This window comes from Streptomyces sp. ISL-12 (assembly GCF_018614415.1).
GTDB lineage: Bacteria > Actinomycetota > Actinomycetes > Streptomycetales > Streptomycetaceae > Streptomyces.
Genome location: NZ_JAGGOO010000036.1, coordinates 41,332 through 63,971, shown reverse-complemented (window position 1 = coordinate 63,971; position 22,640 = coordinate 41,332). Strand labels below are relative to the sequence as shown.

The window sequence follows — 22,640 nt, the reverse complement described above, 5'->3', positions numbered from 1 at the left end:
GGACGGCTCCCGCCAACCTAGAACCGGCCCCGGCGGGTGGTCGGCATACACTCGGGCACGCGATGAAGAAAAACGGACAGTTCGCGGGCGGTCGTCCGACGGGCGGTGTTCCGACGGTGTCCTACCACCCGACACCGGGCCGGCCACCGGGGCTGGAGGTGCTCGACCTGCCGGGCCTCGCCGCCCGTGCCGACCAGCGGGAGCGCCCGCTCACCGGGCCCGTGCGCCCGGCCTTCCACCTGGTCGTCGCGGTACGGGGCGGGCGGCTGGCGTGCGCGGTGGACTTCACCTCGTACACGCTGGGCGCGGGCGACTGGCTGTGGGTGTGGCCGGGGCAGGTGCTCCAGTTCCCGGACGGGCCCGGGGACGCCGACGCCACCGTACTGGTGTTCCCGTCCGGTTTCCCGAGCGCCGCGACGGACGCCCTGATCCGGGACGGCGAGCACGTCCCGTACCGGCTGATCACCCCGGACCCGGCGCGGCAGGCGGCGCTGCTGCGGCTGCTCGACGCCCTGGTCGAGGAGCACGCCGGGCTCGGCGACCTGACGCTGGAGGCGTACGTCGAGACGCTGCGCGACCTGCTCTCGGTGATCCTCGTGCGGCTGGTCCACCTCGCCGACCCGCGCCGCCGGACCCGTACCGGCGGCAGCGAGCCCTTCCACCGGTTCCGGCGGGCGGTCGAGGAGGACTTCGGGCGGACCCACCGGGTGGAGGACTACGCCGCCCGGCTGGGCTACAGCCCGCGCACGCTCACCCGGGCCACCCGGGCGGCGCTCGGTGTCGGCGCCAAACGCTTCATCGACGACCGGGTGCTGCTGGAGGCGAAACGCCTGCTCATCCACACCTCGCTGGCACCGGCCACCATCGGGGAGCGGATCGGGTTCGGCTATCCGACCGCCTTCAGCGCGTTCTTCCGGCAGCGCACCGGGATGACGCCCACCGAGTTCCGGACCCTCACGAAGCCCTGAGGACGGCGTCGCCCCGCCGGTTCTCCAACTGGCCGCGGTACAGCTCGGCGTACCGGCCGCCGGCGGCGAGGAGGCCGTCGTGGGTGCCGCGTTCCACGACGCGGCCGGCCTCGATCACCAGGATCTGGTCGGCGGCGCGGACCGTGGACAGGCGGTGGGCGATGACGACTGCGGTCCGGTCCGCCAGGGCCTCGGTGAGCGCCTCCTGGACGGCGGCCTCCGAGGTGTTGTCGAGGTGGGCGGTGGCCTCGTCGAGGATGACGACGCGCTGGCGGGCCAGCAGCAGCCGGGCGATGGTCATCCGCTGCCGCTCGCCGCCGGAGAGCCGGTAGCCGCGTTCGCCGACCACCGTGTCCAGGCCGTCGGGCAGGGACCGTACGAGGCCGTCGAGGCGGGCGCGGCGCAGCGCGTCCCACAGGTCGGCCTCGGCGGCGTCGGGGCGGGCGAGCAGGAGGTTGGCGCGGACCGTGTCGTGGAAGAGGTGGCCGTCCTGGGTGACCATGCCGACGGTGGCGCGCAGCGACGCGGCGGTCAGCTCCCGGACGTCGGTGCCGCCGACGCGTACGGTGCCCGAGTCGGCGTCGTACAGGCGCGGCAGCAACTGGGCGACGGTGGACTTGCCGGCGCCGGAGGAGCCGACGAGGGCGACGGTCCGGCCGGGCTCGGCGCGGAAGGAGATGCCGTGCAGGACCTCGGCGCCGCCCCGGCCGTCCAGGGCGGCGACCTCCTCCAGGGAGGCGAGGGAGACCTTGTCGGCCGAGGGGTAGGCGAAGCGGACGTCGTCGAACTCGACGGCGACGGGGCCGTCGGGGACCGGGCGGGCGTCCGGCCGCTCCTCGATCAGCGGCTTCAGGTCGAGCACCTCGAAGACCCGCTCGAAGCTGACCAGCGCGCTCATCACCTCCACCCGGGCCCCGGCGAGCGCGGTGAGCGGCGCGTACATGCGGGTCAGCAGCAGCGCCAGGGCGACGACGGCGCCCGGCTCCAGGGTGCCGCGCAGGGCGAGCCGGCCGCCGAGGCCGTAGACCAGGGCGAGGGCGAGCGCGGAGACCAGGGTGAGGGCGGTGATGAACGCGGCCTGGGCGGTCGCGGTGCGCACGCCGATGTCGGCGACCCGGCGGGCCCGCTCGGCGAACTGCGCCGACTCCTCCTCGGGCCGGCCGAACAGTTTGACCAGGGTGGCGCCGGGCGCGGAGAACCGCTCGGTCATCCGGGTGCCCATCGCGGCGTTGAGGGCGGCGGCCTCTCGCTGCATCCGGGCCATCCGGCGGCCCATGCGGCGGGCCGGGACCACGAAGACGGGCAGCAGCACCAGCGCGAGCAGGGTGATCTGCCAGGACAGGGTGAGCATGACGGCGAGGGTGAGCAGCAGCGTCACCAGGTTGCTGACGACTCCGGAGAGGGTGTTGCTGAACGCCCGCTGGGCGCCGATGACGTCGTTGTTGAGACGGGAGACCAGCGCTCCCGTACGGGTCCGGGTGAAGAACGCGACCGGCATGCGCTGCACATGGTCGAAGACGGCCGTCCGCAGATCGAGGATGAGCCCCTCGCCGAGCCGCGCCGACAGCCTCCGGGAGAGGATGCCGAGCGCCGCCTCCGCGACGGCGATCGCGGCGATCAGCAGGGCGAGGCGTACGACGGTGCCCTCGTCGCCGCCGGACACGATCGCGTCGACGACGCGGCCGGCCAGGACGGGGGTGGCGACCGCGAGCAGCGCGGTCGCCACGCCGAGCAGCACGAACCAGGTGATGCGGCGGCGGTGCGGGCGGGCGAAGGCGCCGATGCGGCGCAGGGTGGCGCGGACGAAGGGGCGGCGGTCCCGCTCGGCGTTGAGGACGCTGTACAGCTGGGTCCAGGCGGTGGTCTCCATACTCATGCCGCAGACGCTAGAACCTCAAGCAATCTTGAGGTCAACGTCGAGGTCAACGGCGGTCCGCTGTCCGCCCGTAAGCCGCCGTCCCCGCTGCTGCCACCGGGAGTTGGCGCGAGGCGGGAACGCTCTGCCGGTGTGACAGCCGTACACCTCCCCGAAGCTCCCCCGGGACGATCCCCCCGGCGTCCGCGCCGCGTCCCGGCCCACCGGATCCGCCAGGTCCTGTGCCTGCTTCCGCTCGTGCTCGTCGCCGTGGTCGCCGTGCGGCAGCGGTCGGTGCTCGCCGAGGGCGTCAGGCACCTCGCCACGGCCAGCTGGCCCTGGCTGCTGGCCGCCGGCGCCGCCACCTGTCTGACCTGGGTCGCCGCCGCCTGCACCCGGCAGGGCGCGGTGGTACAGCGGCTGCCCGGCGGACGGCTGCTGGCCACCCAGTTCGCGGCCGGCGCCGCCAACCACCTGCTGCCCAGCGGCCTGGGCGCGGGCGCGGTCAACCTGCGGTTCATGACGGTGTGCGGGCTGCCGCTCGCCCGCTCCTCGGCCGCGCTCGCCCTGTACCTGCTGGCCGAGAGCGTCGGCCGGGTGGCGCTGCTCGGGGCGCTGCTGCTGGCCTTCCCCGGCGCGCTGCGGCTCGGTGCGCTGCTGCCCGAGGGGTTCGTCGGCCCGCTGCTGCTCGGCACGGTGGCGGTGCTGGTGGTGGCGGCGGGCGTACTGACGCTGGTGCGGCGGGTGCGCACGGCCGTGGCCGGCTTCCTGCGCACCGCGCTCGGCGAGGCCCGTTCGGTGCACACGCGTCCGGCGCGGGCGCTGGCCCTGTGGGGCGGTTCGCTGGCCTTCCCCGCCCTGCAGGCGACCGCCCTGGTGCTGACGGGGCGGGCGCTTGGGCTGCCGGTGCCGGCCGCGCACATGGCGCTGGCGTACCTGGCGGCGACGGTCGCGGTGGCGCTGGTGCCCACGCCGGGCGGCCTGGGGTCGGTCGAGGCCGCGCTGGTGGTGGCGCTGGTGGCGGCGGGCGGCCCGGCGGCCGTGGCGACGGCGGTGGTGCTGGCCTACCGGATCATCACCGTCTGGCTGCCGTTGCTGCCGGGGGCGCTGACGCTGGGGGCACTGGTGCGGCTGAAGGTGATCTGAGGGGACGGCCCCGGACCGGATCGCGGGGTCAGATGACCCGGAAGAGGTCGGCGGCGACGTGTACGTCCGTGAGGTCGTCGACGGTACGCAGGTTGTCGCACAGGGCCTCCAGGACCGAGCCGGTCTCGGCCGCGTCCGGGACGCCGATGGCCACGCCGAAGAGGCGGAAGCCCAGCCGGCGTCTGGCCTCGTTCCAGCCGCGGGTCCACGCCTCGGTGACCTCGCACGCGTCGTCGGTGATCAGCACGATGTCACCGCGCCCGCGCGCCGCGTCGTCGAACTCCGCCGCCAGGATGTCGACGGCGGCCGACAACGGCCGCTCGAAGTCGGTGCCGCCGCCGAGGAAGGTCTCCGCGAACTCGACGACCTCGGCGGCCTCGGCGGGCCGGTCGGCCGGGAAGCGGAAGACGCGGAGCTTGTCGGCGGCGGAGAACAGGATGCCGACGAAGTCGCGCCGCGCGGCACGGGCCTGATCCAGCAGCGCCAGGGCACAGGCCTTGGACCACGCTTCCCGGGTGACTCCGCCGGGCCCTTCCGCGTACATGGAGTGCGAGGTGTCGACGCACGCGATGACGGCGCCCCGGCCGGTGTCCTGCTCGCCCTGGCTGTCGTAGAGCATCAGTTCGCCGGCGGCGTAGCGGGCGGCGAAGACCGCGCGCAGGCCGGGCAGGCCGAGGTGGGCCAGTTCGGAGGGGATGACGCGGGAGAGGTCGTCGCCGAGGGTGACGCCGACCAGTTCCCCGGTGGTGTTCTCCACCTTGCGGGCGCGTTCGCCGCCGGCCATCTGCCGGAAGCGGCCGATCAGTTCGGCCCACCGGGCGAGCCGGCCGGTGCGCAGCCGTTCGGCGAGCCGGGCCCGCTGGTCGAACGACAGCCGCTCCAGCTCGCCGGGGCCGACGCCCCACGCGCGCGTCAGCGCGGCCTCCTCCCGGACGGTCCGGGCCGCCCGTGCCACCGCGGTGCGCGCGACGGCACGGACCTGGCCGGCCGCCGCCGCGAGGGCCCCTTGGGCGGCCCGGGCCGCCTGCCGGGCGGCGGCGTCGGCGGTCTCGGCGGCCCGGATCGCCCGCTGGACGGCGTCGGCGGCCCGCTCCGGCACGGCGCCGTCCGCCCCGGCCTCCTCGGCGGCCTGCCGGAGCGCCTCGCCCACGGCGCCCGCCGCGCCGTCGGCGGCCCGCCGGGCCCCGCTCGCCCGCTCGGCCTGTTCCTGCGCGTCCCGCGAACCGGCGAGCATCCGGCGCAGCTCGGCGGCCTGGGCGAGTACGGCCATGGCGGCGGCGTAGGGGTCGCCGGCCGTCTCCCGGCGCAGCTCGGCGAAGTCCGCCGACTCGGCCAGCGCGGTGACGACCTGGTGGTTCACCAGGCGGGAGGGGTCCATCTCCGCGCGCTCGCGCAGCAGCGGGACGGGCTGGTAGGCGGCCAGGAAGACATCGGCCAGCAGGTCGGTGGCGTGCTCGTGGCGCTCGTTCAGCTCCTCGGCCAGCTCGCGCAGGCCCGCCGCCCGGCCGTAGGTGTCGCGCCAGGCGATCCGTTCGAAGTGGTCCGCGACCACGGCCGCGGTGTGCCGCTCGGGGGTGCCGGCCGAACGGCCCAGCCAGGTCCCGGCCCGGGCCACCAGTGCGTCGAGCCTGCCAGGTGTCGCGTCCATGTCCTGTTGGTCCTCGCCGCCGTTCAGAACTGGGCCTGCACCATGCTCGCGTCCACACCGAGGGCCTCGGTGAGGACCCGGGCGCGGACCGCGCGCTGGCGGCCGGTGACCCGGTCGATGGCGGCGGTGGAACGGCCGGCACCCGCCGCCTCCGCGCGCAGCTTCTCCAGCCGTTTGCCCGCCGTGGCGAGCTTGTTGTGGGCGTGCTTGATGACCCACTCGCTCAGGGCCTCGCGGGACTGCCCGGCCATGGCGTCGAGCTGGGCCTCCAGTTCGTCGAGGGTGTCGGCCAGGTCGAGCGCCTCCTTGGCGTCCGGGTTGACCAGGTGCAGGACTTCGCGCTCGACGGTCGGGCGCTGGGCGGGCGAGTCCCACAGCACATGCGTCAGCACCGACAGGTCGGTCTCGGCGACCGCCGGGCGGCCGTCGAGGTACGCGGACGCCTGGAGCAGCCGCACCGCCTGCCGCCAGCGGCGGTCGGAGGCGACGAGCTCCTTGCGGCGCAGGGCGGCCCGCAGCGTGCACACCGCGTCCACGATCGTGTCGGGGACGGCCACGTCCGGCACGGCCCCGGTCACGGCCTGCTGCAACGCGGCCAGCGAGACGGTGGTCCTGGCCGGTGCCTCCGGGCGGCTGACGGCGGAGCGGACCAGCGCGGCGAAGTTCGAGGGGTCGGCCAGGTAGCCGACCTCGATCCGTACCAGCAGCCGGTCGTAGACAGCGGCCGAGTCCTCGCCGGTGGGCAGTTCGTTGCTCGCCGTGATGGCGCCGATCAGGGGGCAGCGGATCGGCTCGCCGCCGTTCTCGGGGTGGTAGATCCGCTCGTTGAGATAGCCCAGCGTCTCGTTCAGCGCGGCCGTGGAGCACTTGAAGATCTCGTCGATGAACGCCACGTGCGCGGTGGTGGCGCGGCCCTCGTAGACCTGCCGGTACTCGCCGCGGGCGAGCGCGGCCACGTCGATGGGCCCGAACATCCTGGTCGGCGCGGTGAACTTGGACAGCAGGATCTCCCAGTAGGAGGCCCCCTCGACCCGGCCCGTGAGTTCCCGCGCCAGCTCGGACTTGGCCGTGCCGGGCGGGCCGAGCAGCAGCGAGTGCTGTCCGGCCAGCAGCGTCACCACCAGCGTCCGCACCACGTCGTCCCGCTCCAGGAAGCGGTCCGACAGCTCACCGCAGACCGCCCGCAGCCGCGCGGCCGTGTCCCGGGGGGTCGCCTCCGGTACGGCGGTCTCGTCCCGTACCGCGCTCGTGTCCCGTACGGCGCTCGCCTCCCGCCCGGTCACGTCCCGCAGCACGCCTGCGTCCCGCACGCCCGCGTCCCGCCCGGTCGCGTCCCGCAGCACGCCTGTGTCCCGCACGCCCGCGTCCCGCGCGTCCTGTGCCCCCACGTACGACTCCTCGAAATGAACGACGCCTGACCCCTCGCTTCGCGCCCGAGCAAGATAACGCGGACGGTCCGGCCCGGGACCGCCGCCGTAGTACCCGGGCCGGGCCCGGTGCGGTGGTGCGGTACCCGTCGTCCGTACGGCCCGGTGGCCGAAGCCCCGCCCCCGGCCGGCGGGCGCGGTACGGTCCACCGGCCGGGATGCGGCAGGATGAGCGGTCGCGCCGCTCGAACAGATCACCGAGCGGTGTGATCGCCCTTCCGGAATCGAGCAGGTGACGACGTGACGAGACTTCACATCCGGCCGTCGGCGAGGGTCCTCGCCGCCGCTTCCCTCCCCGGAGGTGACCGGTGACCCGCGACCTCACCGTGGACGACCTGGTGGTGGCCGGCATCGCCCTGGCCGCCGGGCTGCTGGTCGCCTTCCTGCTGCGCGCGCTGCTGCGCTGGCTGGCCGGACACGCCGGCCGCACCCGCTGGAGCGGGGACGACGTGATCGTGGCCGCGCTGCGCACGGTGGCACCGTGGGCGGCGGTCTCGGGCGGGGTCGCCGGAGCCGCGGCGGCACTGCCGCTGAACCGCACGATCCAGCACACCGTCAACCAGACGCTGACGGTCCTCCTCATCTTCGTCGTGACGGTGTCCGCGGCGCGGGTGATCGCCGGGCTGGTGCGGACGGTCACGACCTCCCGCTCCGGGGTCGCCGGGTCGGCCACGATCTTCGTCAACATCACCCGGGTGCTGGTGCTGGCCATCGGCTTCCTGGTGGTGCTGCAGACCCTGGGCATCTCCATCGCCCCGCTGCTCACCGCCCTGGGCGTGGGCGGTCTGGCGGTCGCCCTGGCCCTCCAGGACACCCTCGCGAACCTCTTCGCGGGCATCCACATCCTCGCCTCGAAGACCGTGCAGCCCGGGGACTACATCCGGCTCAGCAGCGGTGAGGAGGGCTACGTCGAGGACATCAACTGGCGCCAGACCACCGTCCGCGACCTGTCCAACAACCTGGTCGTGATCCCCAACGGGCAGCTCGCCAAGACGAACATGACCAACTTCATGCGGCCCGAGCAGCAGCTGACCATCACCGTCCAGGTCGGCGTCGCCTACGACAGCGATCTGGAGCAGGTGGAACGGGTGACGGCCGAGATCGTCACCGAGGTCATGACGGAGATCACCGGCGCCGTGCCGGAGCACGAGCCGGCGATCCGCTTCCACACCTTCGGCGACTCCCGGATCGGCTTCACCGTCATCCTCGGCGTCGGCGAGTTCAGCGACCAGTACCGGATCAAGCACGAGTTCATCAAGCGGCTGCACCGGCGCTACCGCGAGGAGGGCATCCGCATCCCTTCCCCCGCCCGGACGGTCGCCCTCCAGCAGGGCGCGGTGGTCTTCCCCCAGCAGCGCACGGGCGAGGACGCCGCGCAGCCGCTGCACGACTGACGCCCGTGGCCGGAGCCGACGGGCGCCCGTCGGCTCCGGACCGGAAGTCCGGACCGGAAGTCCGGCCCGGGAACTCCGCGGCGGACCCCTGTCGAGACCAGGCCGGTCACGAGATATCTTGATGTCGAGCAATGTTGCAGACGTGGAGCGGAGCACCCGGTGACTGACTCGACCATCATCTATACGCACACTGACGAGGCCCCGGCCCTGGCAACGTATTCCTTCCTGCCGGTGGTCCGGGCGTACGCCTCGCAGGCGGGTGTCCCCGTGGAGACCCGGGACATCTCGCTGGCCGGACGCATCATCGCCGTGTTCCCGGAGTACCTCACCGAGGACCAGCGCATCCCGGACGCCCTCGCCGAGCTGGGCGAGCTGGCCAAGACCCCCGCGGCCAACATCATCAAGCTGCCGAACATCTCGGCGTCGATCCCGCAGCTCAAGGCCGCCGTCGCCGAGCTGCAGGCCCAGGGCTACGCGCTGCCCGACTACCCGGACGACCCGAAGACCGACGAGGAGCGCGACATCCGCGCCCGCTACGACAAGGTCAAGGGCTCCGCGGTCAACCCGGTCCTGCGCGAGGGCAACTCCGACCGCCGCGCCCCCGCCTCGGTCAAGAACTACGCCAAGACCCACCCGCACCGCATGGGCGCCTGGACCGCCGAGTCCAAGACCAACGTGGCGACCATGGGCGAGAACGACTTCCGCTCCACCGAGAAGTCCGTGGTGATCGCCGAGGACGGCGCGCTGCGCATCGAGCTGGCCGGCGACGACGGCAGCACCACCGTGCTGCGCGAGTCCGTCCCGGTGAAGAAGGGCGAGGTCGTCGACGCCTCCGTGCTGCGCGTCGCCGCGCTGCGCGAGTTCCTCACCGCGCAGGTCGCCCGCGCCAAGGCCGAGGGCATCCTGTACTCGGTGCACCTGAAGGCCACGATGATGAAGGTCTCCGACCCGATCATCTTCGGCCACGTGGTGCGCGCCTTCTTCCCGAAGACCTTCGCGCAGTACGGCGAGACGCTCGCCGCGGCCGGCCTGACCCCGAACGACGGTCTGGGCGGCATCTACAAGGGCCTGGAGTCCCTGCCCGAGGGCGCCGAGATCAAGGCGTCCTTCGACGCCGAGCTGGCCGAGGGCCCCGAGCTGGCGATGGTCGACTCCGACAAGGGCATCACCAACCTGCACGTGCCCTCCGACGTCATCATCGACGCCTCCATGCCGGCCATGATCCGCACCTCCGGCCACATGTGGGGCCCCGACGGCCAGGAGCACGACGCCCTCGCCGTCATCCCGGACTCCTCCTACGCCGGCGTGTACCAGGCCGTCATCGACGACTGCCGCGCCAACGGCGCCTACGACCCGTCCACCATGGGCTCGGTCCCGAACGTCGGCCTGATGGCGCAGAAGGCCGAGGAGTACGGCAGCCACGACAAGACCTTCGAGATCCCCACCACGGGCACGGTCCGTCTGGTCGACGCCGACGGCAACGCTGTCCTGGAGCAGACGGTCTCCGCCGGGGACATCTTCCGCGCCTGCCAGACCAAGGACGCCCCGATCCGCGACTGGGTGAAGCTCGCCGTCACCCGCGCCCGCGCCACCGGCGACCCGGCCGTCTTCTGGCTGGACGAGGGCCGCGCCCACGACGCCAACCTGATCGCCAAGGTCAAGGAGTACCTGCCGGAGCACGACACCGAGGGCCTGGACATCCGGATCCTCGACCCGGTCGAGGCCACCAAGCTGTCGGTGGAGCGCATCCGCCGCGGCGAGAACACCATCTCGGTCACCGGCAACGTGCTGCGCGACTACCTCACCGACCTCTTCCCCATCCTGGAGCTGGGCACCAGCGCCAAGATGCTGTCGGTGGTCCCGCTGATGGCGGGCGGCGGCCTGTTCGAGACGGGCGCCGGCGGCAGCGCGCCGAAGCACGTCCAGCAGCTGGTCAAGGAGAACTACCTGCGCTGGGACTCGCTGGGCGAGTTCTTCGCGCTGGTGCCGTCCCTGGAGCAGTTCGCCGAGGCCACGGGCAACACCCGCGCCAAGGTCCTCGCGGACACCCTGGACCGCGCGACGGCGACCTTCCTCAACGAGGACAAGTCCCCGACCCGTCGCGTCGGCGGCATCGACAACCGCGGCAGCCACTTCTACCTGTCCCTGTACTGGGCCCAGGAGCTGGCCGCGCAGACCGACGACGCGGAGCTGGCCAAGGCCTTCGCCCCGCTCGCCGAGACGCTCACCGCCAACGAGGCGAAGATCGTCGAGGAGCTGAACGCCGTCCAGGGCAAGCCCGCGGAGATCGGCGGCTACTACCAGCCCGACCCGGCCAAGGCCGCCGAGGTCATGCGCCCGTCGGCGACCTGGAACGAGGCGCTGGCGACCCTCGCCTGATCCTCACCCGGCCCGAAGGCAGACGGACACCCCGTCTCCGCCCGTGCGGAGGCGGGGTGTCCGTCTGTCCCGCCCCCTGTCCACGTCCTGTTTTCACGTCCTGTTTCCACGTCCTCACGGAGCAGTCCATGGCGTCCTTCGCACTCGTCCCCGGCGCCCCCGCGTCCCCCGTGATCCTCCACGTGCCGCACTCCTCACGGCACATACCCGCCGACGTACGCCCCGGCATCGTCCTGGACGACGCCGCGCTGGAACGGGAGCTGGACCACATCACCGACTCGCACACGGCACGGATCGCCGAGGCGGCGGCCGGCCTGGCCGGCCTCACCCCCTGGCGGTTCGTCAACGGGGCCTCGCGGCTGGTCGTCGACCCGGAGCGGTTCCCGGACGAACGGGAGGAGATGACGGCCGTCGGGATGGGCGCCGTGTACACGCGGACCTCGCACCGTGAGGTCCTGCGGGGCGACGGCACCGACCCGGAGCCGCTGATCGAGCGGTACTTCCGGCCGTACGCGCGGGCGATGACCGAGGCGGTGGCCGGCCGGCTCGCCGCCACCGGGCGCGCGGTGATCATCGACGTGCACTCGTACCCCACCGAGCCGCTGCCCTACGAGCTGCACGGTGCGGGGCCGCGTCCGCCGGTCTGCCTGGGCACGGACGGCTTCCACACCTCGCCCGAACTGCTCGCCGCGGCCCGGAAGGCGTTCGCGCCGTGCGGGGAGACGGGGCTGGACAGCCCGTTCAGCGGGACGTACGTACCGCTGGACTTCTACGGGAAGCGGGCCGAGGTCGGCGCGCTGATGGTGGAGATCCGCCGGGACACGTACATGACCGAGCCCGGCGGTCCGGCCGGCCCCGGACTGCCCCGGCTGGCCACGTCCCTGGCCGCCCTCGTCGACGCGGTCTCCGGCTGACCGGCCCGGCCCGCCCGCCCTGCCCCGCCCCCGGCCGACCATCGGCTGGAGCACTCCCGCGCGACATGGGCCCCCCGCCCGGTGAAGGTGGGGGAATGACGCAGGAGACCAGCACACTCACCGACCGGAACCCGCCCCCGGTGCGGGACTGGCCCGCGCTCGACCTGGACGGTACGGAGTTCGACCCGGTCCTCGCCGAGCTGATGCGCGAGGGCCCGCTGACCCGCATCCGGCTGCCGCACGGCGAGGGCTGGGCGTGGCTGGCCACCAGGCACGAGGACGTGAAGCTGATCACCAACGATCCGCGGTTCGAGCGGTCGGAGGTGACCCGCCGCCAGGTGACGCGGATGGCACCGCACTTCAAGCCCCGCCCCGGCTCACTCGCCTTCGCCGACCAGCCCGACCACAACCGGCTGCGGCGCGCGGTGGCCGGGGCGTTCACCGTCGGCGCGATGAAGCGGCTGCGGCCCCGGGCGCAGGAGATGCTGGACGCCCTGGTGGACGGCGTGGTGCGGGACGGGCCGCCCGCGGACCTGGTCGAGCGGGTCCTGGAACCCTTCCCGATCGCCGTCGTCAGCGAGGTGATGGGGGTGCCGGCCGCCGACCGGGAGCGGGTGCACTCCTGGACCCGGGAGATCATCTCCACCTCCGGCGGGGTCGAGGGCGCCGAGCGGGCCAAGAACAGTCTGTACGGCTGGATCACCGAGACCGTCCGGGCCCGCGCGCACGATCCCGGCGAGGACGTCTACTCCCTGCTCGGTGCCGCCGTCGCGCGCGGCGAGGTCGCCGAACAGGAGGCGATCGGGCTGGCCGGGCCGCTGCAGATCGGCGGCGAGGCCGTCACCCACAACTGCGGCCAGATGCTGTACCTGCTGCTCACCCGCCCCGAGCTGATGGCCCGGACACGGGAGCGGCCCGAGGAGCGGGGCGCCGTCCTGGACGAGCTGCTGCGCTACATCCCGCACCGCTCCTCGGTGGGCCTGGCCCGGATCGCGCGGGAGGACGTCGAGCTGCGCGGCCACCGCATCCGCGCGGGCGACCCCGTCTACGTCTCCTACCTGGCCGCCAATCGCGACCCGGACGTCTTCCCCGACCCGGACCGGATCGACCCCGGCCGGGACGCGGGCCCGCACCTGGCCTTCGGCAACGGGCCGCACTACTGCACCGGCGCCGTGCTCGCCCGGCTGCAGCTGGAGCTCCTCGTCGGCACGCTGCTGGACCGGCTGCCCGGGCTGCGGCTGGCGGGCGGCCCCGAGCAGGTCGCCTGGCGGCGCCGGACCATGATCCGCGGCCCGCGGACCCTGCCCTGCGCCTGGTGACGCGGGCCCGCGGACCCTGCCCTGCGCCCGGTGACCTACGGCTCAGGCGCGCAGCCACTCGGTGACGACGACCTCCCCGCCGGCCCGCAGCCGCAGCGCGAACGGGCCGGACGGCGGTGCCTCGTCCGTGAACCGTCCCATGTCGTCGGCCGCGAGCGACCGGGCCGTCCGCAGCCCGCTCAGCACCTCGATCCGGGCCGACTGCGGCGGCATCACCTGTCCGAACAGGCCCTCGGCGCTCACCTCGATGTCCAAGCTCACCTCCCCGGCGCGGAAGGTCAGCATCCGCGGCGGGTCCGTCTCGCCCCGGATGGGCAGGGCGTCGACGAGCGAGTCGAACGTCAGCTCGGCGAGTCCGGCGTCCAGGTCGCGCAGCGCGAACGCCTCCACGGCGATCCGGCTCAGCTCGGCCGGTATCGGGTCCAGGATGGCGGCCGCCTGCCGCAGTTCCTCCTCCAGCAGCGAGTCGTCGAACCCGTCGTCCACACTCTCGTCACGCATCTCGCTCATGCCGCCCCCCGGGCTTCCAGTCGCGCCCGCAGGCGCCTCAGACAGCGCTGACGCATCGGTCCGATGCTGCCGACGGCGATACCGAGCGCCGCCGACACCTCCTGATAGCTGGGCGGCGGCGACGCCATCAGCACACGCAGCACCTGCCTGCACCGCTCGCCCAGTTCCTCGAACTCCTGCCACAGCCACCGGACCCGCTCGCTCTGCGCGGCGGCCTCCTCGGAGTCGAGCACCGACTCCTCCGGTGTGAGGTCCTCGCTCACCCGGTCGAGCAGCTGCGGATCGTCCGTCGGCGTCCACCGACGGGCCGCCTTGAGCACCTTCAGGCACTCGTTGCGCGCGGTGCTGGCCAGCCAGGAGCCCGCCTTCTCCGGTTCCCGGATGCGCCCCAGGTGCTGGGCGAAGCGGAACCAGGCGGTCTGGTACACCTCGTGCGCGTCGGCGTCCGACAGCCGGTGCGCCCGCGCCACGGACCACACCAGCGGGCCCAGCCCTTCCACCAGCGCCTTCCAGGCCGCCGCGTCGCCGTCGGCGGCGGACTGGACGAGCGCCCCGACATCTGTACGGTCCACGGCCCCACCCCTCGTGTACGACACGCCATCGTACGCCGTGGAAGGGGCCGTTCCGCCCCTCATGCCCCGTCGGCCGGGGGTTCGACGGGGACCGGTCGCCAGGTGGGCGGCAGCAGCGCCGGTACGTGCCCGCCGCGCACCTCGGTGTACGCGGTGTTCGACGCCAGGAGCTGTCCCCGGGCCGTGCGCGCGTCGGTCTCCTTGTGCGCCGTCATGTGCGCGGCGATCAGGCCGGCGACGACGGGGGTGGCGAACGAGGTGCCGCTCCACTGCGCGTTCCCTTCGAACATCACCTGGTCCGCCTTGGCGGGCGCCTCGCCCGGCTCGCTCAGCAGGCCGGTGTGCCGGGGCGCCTGGCAGGTGCAGGCGTAGGCGGAGCCGTACCGGCAGGCGTCGTAGGTGGAGTGCTGGTAGACGTACGGGACGGGGGTGTCGAAGCCGGTGAGGGCGCTGGTGAGGCGCTCGCCGGGGGCGTACGCCTTGACCCAGGGGCCGTGGTTGGAGAAGCAGGCGCCGCCCTCGCCGTCGGAGCGCAGCGCGCCGACCGACAGCACGGAGTCCTCCCAGCCGGGCAGGTCGGCGTAGGCCGCGGGCCAGAACGGCGTGGCGCTGCCGTTGTTGCCGGCGGCGGCGACCAGGAGGGTGCCGCGGGTGCGCAGCTCCTCCATGAAGGCGTGCACGCCGAGCAGGCCGTCGGTGCGGCCGTTGGGGGTGCCGGCGGAGAGGCTGATGACGTCGGGCCAGCCGTCCTGGTCGACGGCCTCGAACAGCTTCTCGCCGAACTCGGACTCCAGGATCGCCCCGGCGTCGTTGAGGGTGTTGCGCACGGTGATGTCGGTGTTGGGCGCCACGGCCGCGAGGAGCCCGGCGATGAAGGTGCCGTGGCCGACGTACTGCATCAGGACGCCGGCTTCGTCCCACTCCTTGATCTGGAGGTCGCCCCGGGTGTGGGCGAGCAGCGGGCTGGACCGGTGGTCGCGCGTGAGGCCGGTGTCGATGACGAGGACGCCGACCGCCGAGCCGGGGTCGTACGGGGTGCCGGCCGCCGCCGGGTTGGGCGGTTCGGTGCGGGGCACCGGAACGGGCTCGTCGCCGGGGCAGGCGTTGACGGCGATGTGCACGACGTGGTTGCGGCTGACCAGACGGCGCTGTGCGCGGCCCTCGGCGGCGCTCAGGGACCGCAGGGCGTTCGCGACGGCCGGGTCGCCGGCGCCGGTGCCCTGGCCCGGGTCGCCGACCTGGATACGGGTGATGCCACAGCGGTTGGTCTCACGGCTCGCGCGGCGCACGTGGTCGGCGTCGAGCCCGGCGACGGCGGTGAAGTGCTCCCGGACGGTGTCCTCGACGACGCGTGCCTCCTCGCCGTCGCGGGCGAGGACGACGCCCTTCTCGTAGAGGAACTCGGCGGAGTCGTCGGGGCCCATCGCCAGCGGGACGTCGGGCATCGAGCGCTGGATGTGGTCGAACTGCTCGCGGAATCGCTGTGGTGCCATGGCGGGTCCTCTCCCCCGGAGGCGGCGTTCGTCAATCAGAGTCCGGAGACAGCTGATTGATACAGACCCGCACCTGTGTGACGTGGTGCGCTGCCACTACCATCCTTGAGGTGACAGCGGGAAGCGACTCGGTTTTCGATCTGCTGCCGATGGTGTTCGCGGCCCCGAACGAGGCACTGGCGAGGGCGGAAGGGCTTCTGGACGCCGCCCCGCCGCCGCTGCACGCCTCGATCGCCCATCAGGTGATCGGCATCTGGCAGCGGGACTTCGGCGACACCCGGCTGGCACTGGCCCATCTGCGGCGGGCCCGCGATCTGGCGGCCCGGGCGGATTCACCCGAAAGAGAGGCCGACGTCCTGGCCACTCTGGGGGTGGCGCTGGTGCACACGGGCCGTACCCGGCAGGGCCTGGCCGCCTTCGAGCGGGGCGTGGCGCGCGGGACCGGGCACACCCGGGCGCGGGTGCTGTACCGGCGGGCGTACGTGTGGTGGGTGCTGGGCCGGCACGGGGAGGCGCTGGAGGACGTACGGCGGGCGATAGTCGTGCTGCGGCAGGCCGGTGACGTCATCTGGACGGCGCGGGCGCTGACGCTGCGGGCGACGGTGCACCTGGCGCTGGGGGCGGTGGAGCGGGCGGAGGCCGACTTCGCGGCGGCGGAGGAGCTGTGGGGCACCACGGACCAGGAGCACGACAAGGCGGACGCGGTGGAGAGCCGGGGGCTGGCCGCGTTCCGGTCCGGGGACGTGCCGGCCGCGCTGCGGCTGCTCGACGAGGCGAGTGAGCGGTACGCGGCGCTGGGCACGCCGATGTTCATGCTGAACATCCGGCGCAGCGAGGTCATGATGGCGGCCGGGCTGGCCCCGGAGGCGCTGGCCGAGGTCGATCAGGCGATCACCGTCCTGGACGGCATCGGCGGGCAGTCCACCCGCAAGGCTGAGCTGCTGCTGGTCGCGGCGCGGGCGGCGCGGCTGGCGGGCGACGCGCAGACCGCGGTGGCGCGGGCGGCCGTCGCGGTGCGGCTGTTCGCGGCGCAGCGGCGCACCTGGTACGAGACGCACGCCCGGCTGGTGCTGATCGAGGCGCGGGTGGCGGCCGGGCGGGGTGCGGGGCGGCTGGTCGCGGACGCGGCGGCGGTGGCGGAGAAGCTGGCCTCGTTCGGGGCGCCGGCCGCGCCGGAGGCGTCGCTGCTGGCCGGGCGGATCGCACTCGACCTGGGCTGGACGGCGGACGCGGAACGCCACCTGGCGGTCGCCGCGCGCAGCCGGCACAGCGGTCCGCCGCTGGCCCGGATGACGGGCTGGGCGGCGCAGGCGCTGCGGGCGCGGGCGGCCGGTTCCACGCGCGGGGTGCTGGAGGCGTGCCGGCGCGGTCTGGACGTGCTGGACGACCACCGGATGACGCTGGGGGCCTCGGAGCTGCGGGCCCGGGCGACCGCGCAGGGCGCGGAGCTGGCGGCGCTGGCCCAGGAGGCGTCGCTGGCCTCGGGCGGGCCGCGGCGGCTGCTGGTGTGGAGCGAGCGGTGGCGGGCGACGGTGCTGACGGCGCCGCCGGCCCGGCCGCCGGCCGACCCCGTGCTGCTCAGCGACCTGACGGCGTTCCGGGAGATCGCGGCGCGGGCGGAGGAGGCCCGGATGGAGGGCCGTCCGGTGGCGGCGCTGGAGCGCGAACAGCGGCGCCTGGAGCGGGAGATCCGCGCGCGGACCCTGCACATGCGCGGGGAGGCGCCGGGCGGCGGGGACCGGTTCGACGTCGGCCGGCTGCTGGCGGCGCTGGGGGACGACGTACGGCTGGTGGAGCTGGCGGTGCTCGACGGCCGGGTGCAGGTGCTGCTGTGCGGGCAGGGTCGGGTGCGGCGGTTCGAGGCGGGGCTGCTGGCGGAGGCGGAGCGGGAGGCCGAGCACGTCCAGGCCGGGCTGCGGCGCCTGGCCCATCCCGGCGCGGAGGCCCGGCTGCCGGTGGTGGAGGCCGCCGGGCGCCGCCTGGAGGAGCTGCTGCTCGGTCCGGCGGCGGCGCATCTCGGGGCCGGACCGGTCGTGGTGGTACCGCCGGGGCGGCTGCACCGGGTGCCGTGGGCACTGCTGCCGGCGCTGCGCGACCGGGTCCTGAGCGTCTCCCCGTCGGCGACCAGCTGGCTGCGCGCCCGGGAGACGGCGCCCCCGTCCGGCGGCCGGCACATCCTGGTCCGCGGCCCGGGACTGGCCAGCGGCGGCGCGGAGGTCCCGCTGCTGGCCGAGGGGTACGGGGCACAGGCGATGCCCTCCGAGGGCTACGGGGCACAGGCGATGCCTTCCGGGGACTACGGGACGCCCGTGACACCCACCGGGAGCCACGGGCCTCGCGCCCCGCGCCCCGAGCCCGACCGCCTCCGTCACAAGGCGCCGGCGACGCGCGTCGACGGGGCCGGCAAGGCCGCTGCCGAAGGGAATGCGGCCGACGGGGCTGTGGCCGTCGGGAACGGGGAGCCGGGGTACCCGGCGCCGGGGCTTCCGGTCGCGCGCGGGGCGCCGGTCGTGCTGGAGGGCGACGGGGCCCGCGTGCCCCGGGTGCTGCGGGAGCTGGACGGGGCGGCGCTGGCGCACATCGCGGCGCACGGCACGTTCCGGGCGGACAGCCCGTTGTTCTCGTCGCTGCGGATGGCCGACGGGCCGCTCATCGTGCACGACTTCGAGCGGCTGGACCGCAGCCCGTACCGGATCATCCTGTCCTGCTGCGACACCGCCCGGTTCGCGTCGGTGGGCGCGGACGAACTGCTCGGCCTGGTCACCGCGCTGCTGCCGCTGGGCACGGCCGGGGTGGTGGCGTGCACGGCGCCGGTCAACGACGCGGCGGTGGTGCCGTTGATGCTCGCCCTGCACAAGGGCCTGGACGCCGGGCTGTCGCTGGCGGAGGCGCTGCGCGACGCGCGGGCCGCGCTGCCGGGGGACGCGGTGCACCAGGCCACCGGGTGGGCGTTCTCGGCGTTCGGGGCGGCCTGAACCCGGCCGCCCCTCGCGCCCCGTGCCCGGTGTGTGCCGGGTCCCCGGTCAGGCCGCCGCTCGCGCCCCGGGCAGCTCCACCAGCCACGGCAGCGCGCCCCGGTCGCCGCCACCGAGGCGGGCGTAGGCGCTGTAGAGGTGGTTGCCGACGGTCCGGACGGAGAGGGTGAGTCTCTCCGCGATCTGCCGGTTGCTCAGTCCGGCGGCGGCGAGGGTGACGATCTGCCGCTGCCGGGCGGTGAGTTCGCCGAGGACCAGCCCGGACAGGGCCGGGGTCCGGGCGCCCTGGCAGCGGCGGGCCAGGGCGACGGCCCGGGTACGGGCGGTGCGCGCGGCGCTCGGGTCGCGGTGGACCCGTGCCGCCTGGGCATGCGCCTCCGCCGCGAACAGCAGGAAGCCCCGGCGCTCCAGCTCCCCGGCGGCCCGGTCCAGGGCCGGTCCGTCGCGGCGTGCGAGGGCGTCCGCGTGGGCGGCGAACACCCCGGTCAGCCGTCCGGCGGCCCGCTCCGGCACGCCGAGCCGTACGGCGTCGTAGGCGTCGTCGGCCACGGCGGCCAGGGCCGCGTCGAGGTCGCCGCGCGCGGCGGCGGACCAGACGGCGGCCCCGCCGTCGGACACTCCGCCGTCGGACACGGCTCGGCCCGACTGCGCTGCGGCGAGGGCGAGTTCGGTACGGCAGACAGGGTCGCCGGGGGACGAGCGCAGCCCCTCGCGGGCCCATGCCGCGGCTTCCCGCAGCCGGCCGCGCAGCCGCGCGAACCGGGCCCGCACGGCCGCGTCGCCGGCCGGTACCCGGGCCCCCTCGGCGACCAGCCACTCCCCCACCGGTGCCTCGGCGTCGCGTACGTCGGCCCGCTCGACGCGCCGGGCGAGGGCGGCCGTCTCCGCCTCCAGGGCCCGTCCGCAGCCGCCGGGGGCGCGGGTCAGCCGCCGGGCCCGCAGCCGGCCCGCGGCGGCGCGCAGCACCGGGCCGTGCAGGGGATGGGCGAGCCGTACCGTGCCGTGCTCGTCGTCGACCTCGACCAGGCCCTCGGTCTCCAGCCGTTCCAGCACGTCCAGGTCGAGGTCGTCCAGGGCGGGCGCCAGGGGTTCGGCGAAGGCCAGCCGCTCCAGGGTCTCCCGCTCCTCGGGCGTGCGGCGGCCGAGGGCGGGGGCGGTACGTTCCCGCAGGGTCGCGGTGACCGGCACGGGGCCGCGCCAGCTCCACTCCCCCGTCTCCGGGACCGTGCTGAACGGGCCCCGTTCGCGTACCGCGCCGAGCAGTTCGCGCAGCAGCCGCAGGTCCCCGCGGCACAGGCGGTGCAGCCGTCCGGCGGTGAGCGGTTCGGGGGCGGTGCCGACGGCCGCCGTGAGCAGGTCGGCGGTCTCCTCGCGGGGCAGCGGTTCGAGGATGAGACGGGGCAGCAGTTCGCCGGTCCACAGCCGGGAGACCGCCTCGGGCGCGGCGGCGGTGTCCGTCACGACGACCAGCAGCCGGGTGCGGCCGTGCACGGCGAGTTGGTGGACCAGGGCGGCCGAGGAGTCGTCCAGCAGATGGGCGTCGTCCACCACCAGCAGCCGTACGCCGGAGAGCAGTTGGACCGCGCGGTGCAGCGTGACGGGTTCGGGCAGCAGGTGGGCGAAGGCGGCGAACGGCAGGTGGCGGGTCTCGGGTGTGCCGGCCGCGCGGACGTGGTCGGTACCGCGGAGGGCCTCGGTGACCAGCCGGGTCTTGCCACGGCCCGCCGGGCCGGTGATCACGGTTCCGGGCCGGCCCGCGGTCACCGACCGGCGTACCAGCTCCAGTTCGTCCGCGCGTCCGGTGAACGGCCAGGTCCCGGCCGCCGGTGTCCTCGCGCCCCGCTCCAGGGGCATCACGTCGAAAGTCGTCACGACAAGGAGAGTCCGGTTGCTCAATTCTGATACAGGGGCAGTTGAGTAGACCTCGACTCAGGCGCCGGGGCCGCCCGGACGGCACGCTGATCACATGACCGCCCGCTACTGCTCGCTGCCGCAGCAGCCCGCCCCCGCGTTGCCGCCGGGGCTGGCCGCCGAGCGGCTCGGCGCGCTCGTCGGCGGGCGGCGGATGTGGGTCAACGGCACTGTGCTGCACTACTACTTCTTCGACGGTGACGCCGACGCCTCGGTCATCACGGTCCCGGGTACGGGCCGTACGCGCCGGGTGCCGTGGGCCGGGAGCGAGGAGCAACGCGAGCTGGTGCGGTCCTGCTTCCGTGAGTGGCGGGACCTCGGTATCGGACTCGTCTTCACCGAGGTCGGCGACCGCTCCGAGGCGGAGCTGCGGATCGGTTTCCAGGCGGGCGACGGCTCGTGGTCGGCGGTGGGGAAGGACGCCCTCAAGGTCGGCCTGAACGAACGCACCATGAACTTCGGCTGGGACCTGGCCGCGTCGGGGGACCGCTGCACGGCCCTGCACGAGATCGGGCACGCGCTGGGGATGCTGCACGAGCACCAGAGCCCGTTCGCCGGGATCCACTGGGACGACGAGGCCGTCTACGCGGAGCTGTCCGGCCCGCCGAACCACTGGAGCCGGGACCGGACGTACTTCAACATACTGCGCAAGCTCGACGCGGACGAGGTCAACGGGGCCGTCTGGGACCCGCAGTCGATCATGGAGTATCCGTTCCCGTCCGGGCTGGTCCTGGAGCCGGAGCAGTACCGCGGCGGGTTGCACCCGCCCGGCACGCTCTCGGCCGCCGACAAGGAGTTCGTCCTGCGCTGGTACCCGCCGGCCGATCCCTCCGGGCCGACCGCGCTGGTGCCGTTCCGCTCGGTGCCGCTCGGGCTGGGCGCGGGTGAGCAGGCCGACCTGGTCATCGAGCCGCCGGAGACCCGCGACTACACCGTGGCGGTCTTCGGTGAGGGCGACACCGTCGTCGTGGTCTTCGAGGAGCGGGAGGGCGAGCCGCGCTTCCTCGTCGGCGAGGACGACGGTGGCACGCCGCACAACGCCAGGCTCAGAACACGGCTCGTCAAGGGCCGCCGCTACGTCGTCCGGGTCCGCCTGTACTCCTCGTGGGGTCCGGGCGAGACGGCGGTCATGTGCTGGTGACAGCACGGGCCGTCACACCGGAAGGGGAGCGCCACTGACCGGCGCCGGGGAAGCGGCCGGATCGCGTTGCCTTCGGGGGAGGGAAACGCGGTCCGGTCGCGCCGCGCCGGGTCCGCCGCACGGGGGTCGGCGGACCCGGCTCTCGCCCTGAGGGGTTCCAGTGTCTCTCCGTACCGGCTCAGCCTGGTCCCGAGGCTCGGCGCGGGAGCCTCGACGGGTGAGGGCGCGCGGCCGGTGGCACGGATCACCGGTCCCCGACGCGGATCATGCCGCGGTTCGGTACGGGGCCGGCGTCATGGTGCGAGGACGGAATATACGTCTTCGACCTGCGGCGGAGCCGCGTAGTGCGGGCCGGCCATGGCCCGCCGGCGGGCGAAGCCCCCGGAGCCGCGGAAGGTGACGGTGTGGTGCTCGACCGTCTCCCACCGGACCGTCAGCCGGTAGCGGGAGGGATGTTCGACACTGCGGTGCAGGTCGACTCCGTGGCAGCCGTCGGCCGCGAGGAAGAAGGGCAGGGCCTGGGCGACGGCCTCCTCGAACTGCTCCTCCTGGCCCGAGTGGATCTCGATCTCGGCGATCTCGGTGATCACGGTGCTGGTTCCTGCTCTCGGGATACGTCGGTCCGGTCAGTCGCGGTGCGTGGCGGCCTTGTTGTGCTCGGCGTCGACGCGTGCGGTGACACCGGTCTCGACGAGGGTGCGGGTGGCGTCGACGGAGGCGTAGATCCACAGGATCCGCATCGGCTCGGTGGCGGAGGCGTCGCGGAAGCGGTGGGGAGTGCCGGCGGGGACGTAGGTGGTGTCGAAGCGGGTGACGTGTTCGGTGCCGTCGATCTCGACGACGGCACCGCCTTCGAGGATGGTCATGCTCTCCGGGCAGTTGTGGGTGTGCAGGGCGATGCCCGCGCCGCCCTCGAAGAGGGTCTGGCCGGTGAGGAAGACCTCCGCGCCGACGGCCCGGGTGACCAGCGGGATGGTGCGGGCGCCGC

17 protein-coding genes are annotated in these 22,640 nt (G+C 74.4%); 8 read left to right on the top strand and 9 right to left on the bottom strand.

The features are described from left to right. The first annotated feature begins 62 nt into the window (after positions 1-62). Positions 63-968, top strand: a complete 906-nt coding sequence (locus tag J7I94_RS10710) for an AraC family transcriptional regulator (RefSeq protein ID WP_215166760.1) — start codon at positions 63-65, stop codon at positions 966-968. Here J7I94_RS10710 and J7I94_RS10705 read toward each other — a convergent pair. Beyond that, on the bottom strand, positions 955-2,838 hold the full coding sequence (locus J7I94_RS10705) for an ABC transporter ATP-binding protein (protein ID WP_215166794.1): 1,884 nt from the start codon (positions 2,836-2,838) through the stop codon (positions 955-957). The genes J7I94_RS10710 and J7I94_RS10705 overlap by 14 nt on opposite strands. A 231-nt stretch (positions 2,839-3,069) precedes the next feature. On the opposite strand from J7I94_RS10705, the gene J7I94_RS10700 reads away from it, so the two are divergent. After that, complete coding sequence (locus J7I94_RS10700) at positions 3,070-3,969, top strand: lysylphosphatidylglycerol synthase transmembrane domain-containing protein (protein ID WP_215166793.1); 900 nt, start codon at positions 3,070-3,072, stop codon at positions 3,967-3,969. Between the two features lie 28 nt (positions 3,970-3,997). Here the strand turns inward: J7I94_RS10700 and J7I94_RS10695 are convergent, their stop codons facing one another. Beyond that, positions 3,998-5,617, bottom strand: coding sequence for a VWA domain-containing protein (locus J7I94_RS10695; protein WP_215166759.1), 1,620 nt, complete (start codon positions 5,615-5,617; stop codon positions 3,998-4,000). A 23-nt stretch (positions 5,618-5,640) separates the two neighbouring features. Next, the gene (locus J7I94_RS10690) at positions 5,641-6,804 is read right to left on the bottom strand and encodes an AAA family ATPase (protein WP_215166792.1); all 1,164 of its coding nucleotides are present in this window, start codon (positions 6,802-6,804) and stop codon (positions 5,641-5,643) included. A gap of 548 nt (positions 6,805-7,352) precedes the next feature. On the opposite strand from J7I94_RS10690, the gene J7I94_RS10685 reads away from it, so the two are divergent. The 4 genes from J7I94_RS10685 to J7I94_RS10670 all read left to right on the top strand — a co-directional run bounded on the left by J7I94_RS10685 (position 7,353) and on the right by J7I94_RS10670 (position 13,050). Further along, entirely contained in the window at positions 7,353-8,438 is a 1,086-nt protein-coding gene (locus tag J7I94_RS10685) for a mechanosensitive ion channel family protein (protein WP_215166758.1), read from the top strand. A 159-nt stretch (positions 8,439-8,597) separates the two neighbouring features. Next, complete coding sequence (locus tag J7I94_RS10680) at positions 8,598-10,817, top strand: NADP-dependent isocitrate dehydrogenase (RefSeq protein ID WP_215166757.1); 2,220 nt, start codon at positions 8,598-8,600, stop codon at positions 10,815-10,817. Between the two features lie 128 nt (positions 10,818-10,945). Further along, positions 10,946-11,731 carry an N-formylglutamate amidohydrolase gene (locus J7I94_RS10675; protein WP_215166756.1) on the top strand — a complete coding sequence of 262 codons (786 nt, stop codon included), beginning with the start codon at positions 10,946-10,948 and terminating at the stop codon, positions 11,729-11,731. 95 nt (positions 11,732-11,826) lie between these two features. Beyond that, positions 11,827-13,050 (top strand): cytochrome P450, encoded by a 1,224-nt coding sequence (locus J7I94_RS10670; protein ID WP_215166755.1) that lies wholly within the window; start codon positions 11,827-11,829, stop codon positions 13,048-13,050. Between the two features lie 42 nt (positions 13,051-13,092). On the opposite strand, the gene J7I94_RS10665 is transcribed toward J7I94_RS10670, so the two are convergent. From J7I94_RS10665 to J7I94_RS10655, 3 genes are read right to left on the bottom strand one after another with little or no spacing between them, the layout of a single operon-like run. Further along, positions 13,093-13,560, bottom strand: coding sequence for a hypothetical protein (locus tag J7I94_RS10665; protein WP_215166754.1), 468 nt, complete (start codon positions 13,558-13,560; stop codon positions 13,093-13,095). Next, on the bottom strand, positions 13,557-14,132 hold the full coding sequence (locus J7I94_RS10660) for an RNA polymerase sigma factor (RefSeq protein ID WP_215166753.1): 576 nt from the start codon (positions 14,130-14,132) through the stop codon (positions 13,557-13,559). Before J7I94_RS10660 ends, J7I94_RS10665 begins: the two co-directional genes overlap by 4 nt. Positions 14,133-14,191: 59 nt before the next feature. After that, complete coding sequence (locus J7I94_RS10655; RefSeq protein ID WP_215166752.1) at positions 14,192-15,625, bottom strand: S8/S53 family peptidase; 1,434 nt, start codon at positions 15,623-15,625, stop codon at positions 14,192-14,194. A 149-nt stretch (positions 15,626-15,774) separates the two neighbouring features. On the opposite strand from J7I94_RS10655, the gene J7I94_RS10650 reads away from it, so the two are divergent. Continuing rightward, positions 15,775-18,600: a CHAT domain-containing protein gene (locus tag J7I94_RS10650; RefSeq protein ID WP_251074963.1), complete on the top strand. Its 2,826-nt coding sequence runs from the start codon at positions 15,775-15,777 to the stop codon at positions 18,598-18,600. A 48-nt stretch (positions 18,601-18,648) separates the two neighbouring features. Here the strand turns inward: J7I94_RS10650 and J7I94_RS10645 are convergent, their stop codons facing one another. Continuing rightward, positions 18,649-20,454, bottom strand: a complete 1,806-nt coding sequence (locus J7I94_RS10645; protein ID WP_215166791.1) for a LuxR family transcriptional regulator — start codon at positions 20,452-20,454, stop codon at positions 18,649-18,651. A gap of 112 nt (positions 20,455-20,566) precedes the next feature. Between J7I94_RS10645 and J7I94_RS10640 the strand changes: the two genes are divergently transcribed. Beyond that, positions 20,567-21,652, top strand: a complete 1,086-nt coding sequence (locus tag J7I94_RS10640; RefSeq protein ID WP_215166750.1) for a M12 family metallopeptidase — start codon at positions 20,567-20,569, stop codon at positions 21,650-21,652. 293 nt (positions 21,653-21,945) lie between these two features. Here the strand turns inward: J7I94_RS10640 and J7I94_RS10635 are convergent, their stop codons facing one another. Continuing rightward, positions 21,946-22,242 (bottom strand): antibiotic biosynthesis monooxygenase family protein, encoded by a 297-nt coding sequence (locus J7I94_RS10635; protein ID WP_215166749.1) that lies wholly within the window; start codon positions 22,240-22,242, stop codon positions 21,946-21,948. 36 nt (positions 22,243-22,278) lie between these two features. After that, a complete protein-coding gene (locus J7I94_RS39510) occupies positions 22,279-22,620 on the bottom strand; it encodes a cupin domain-containing protein (protein WP_374198376.1) in 342 nt (113 codons plus the stop codon). Positions 22,621-22,640 lie beyond the last annotated feature (20 nt).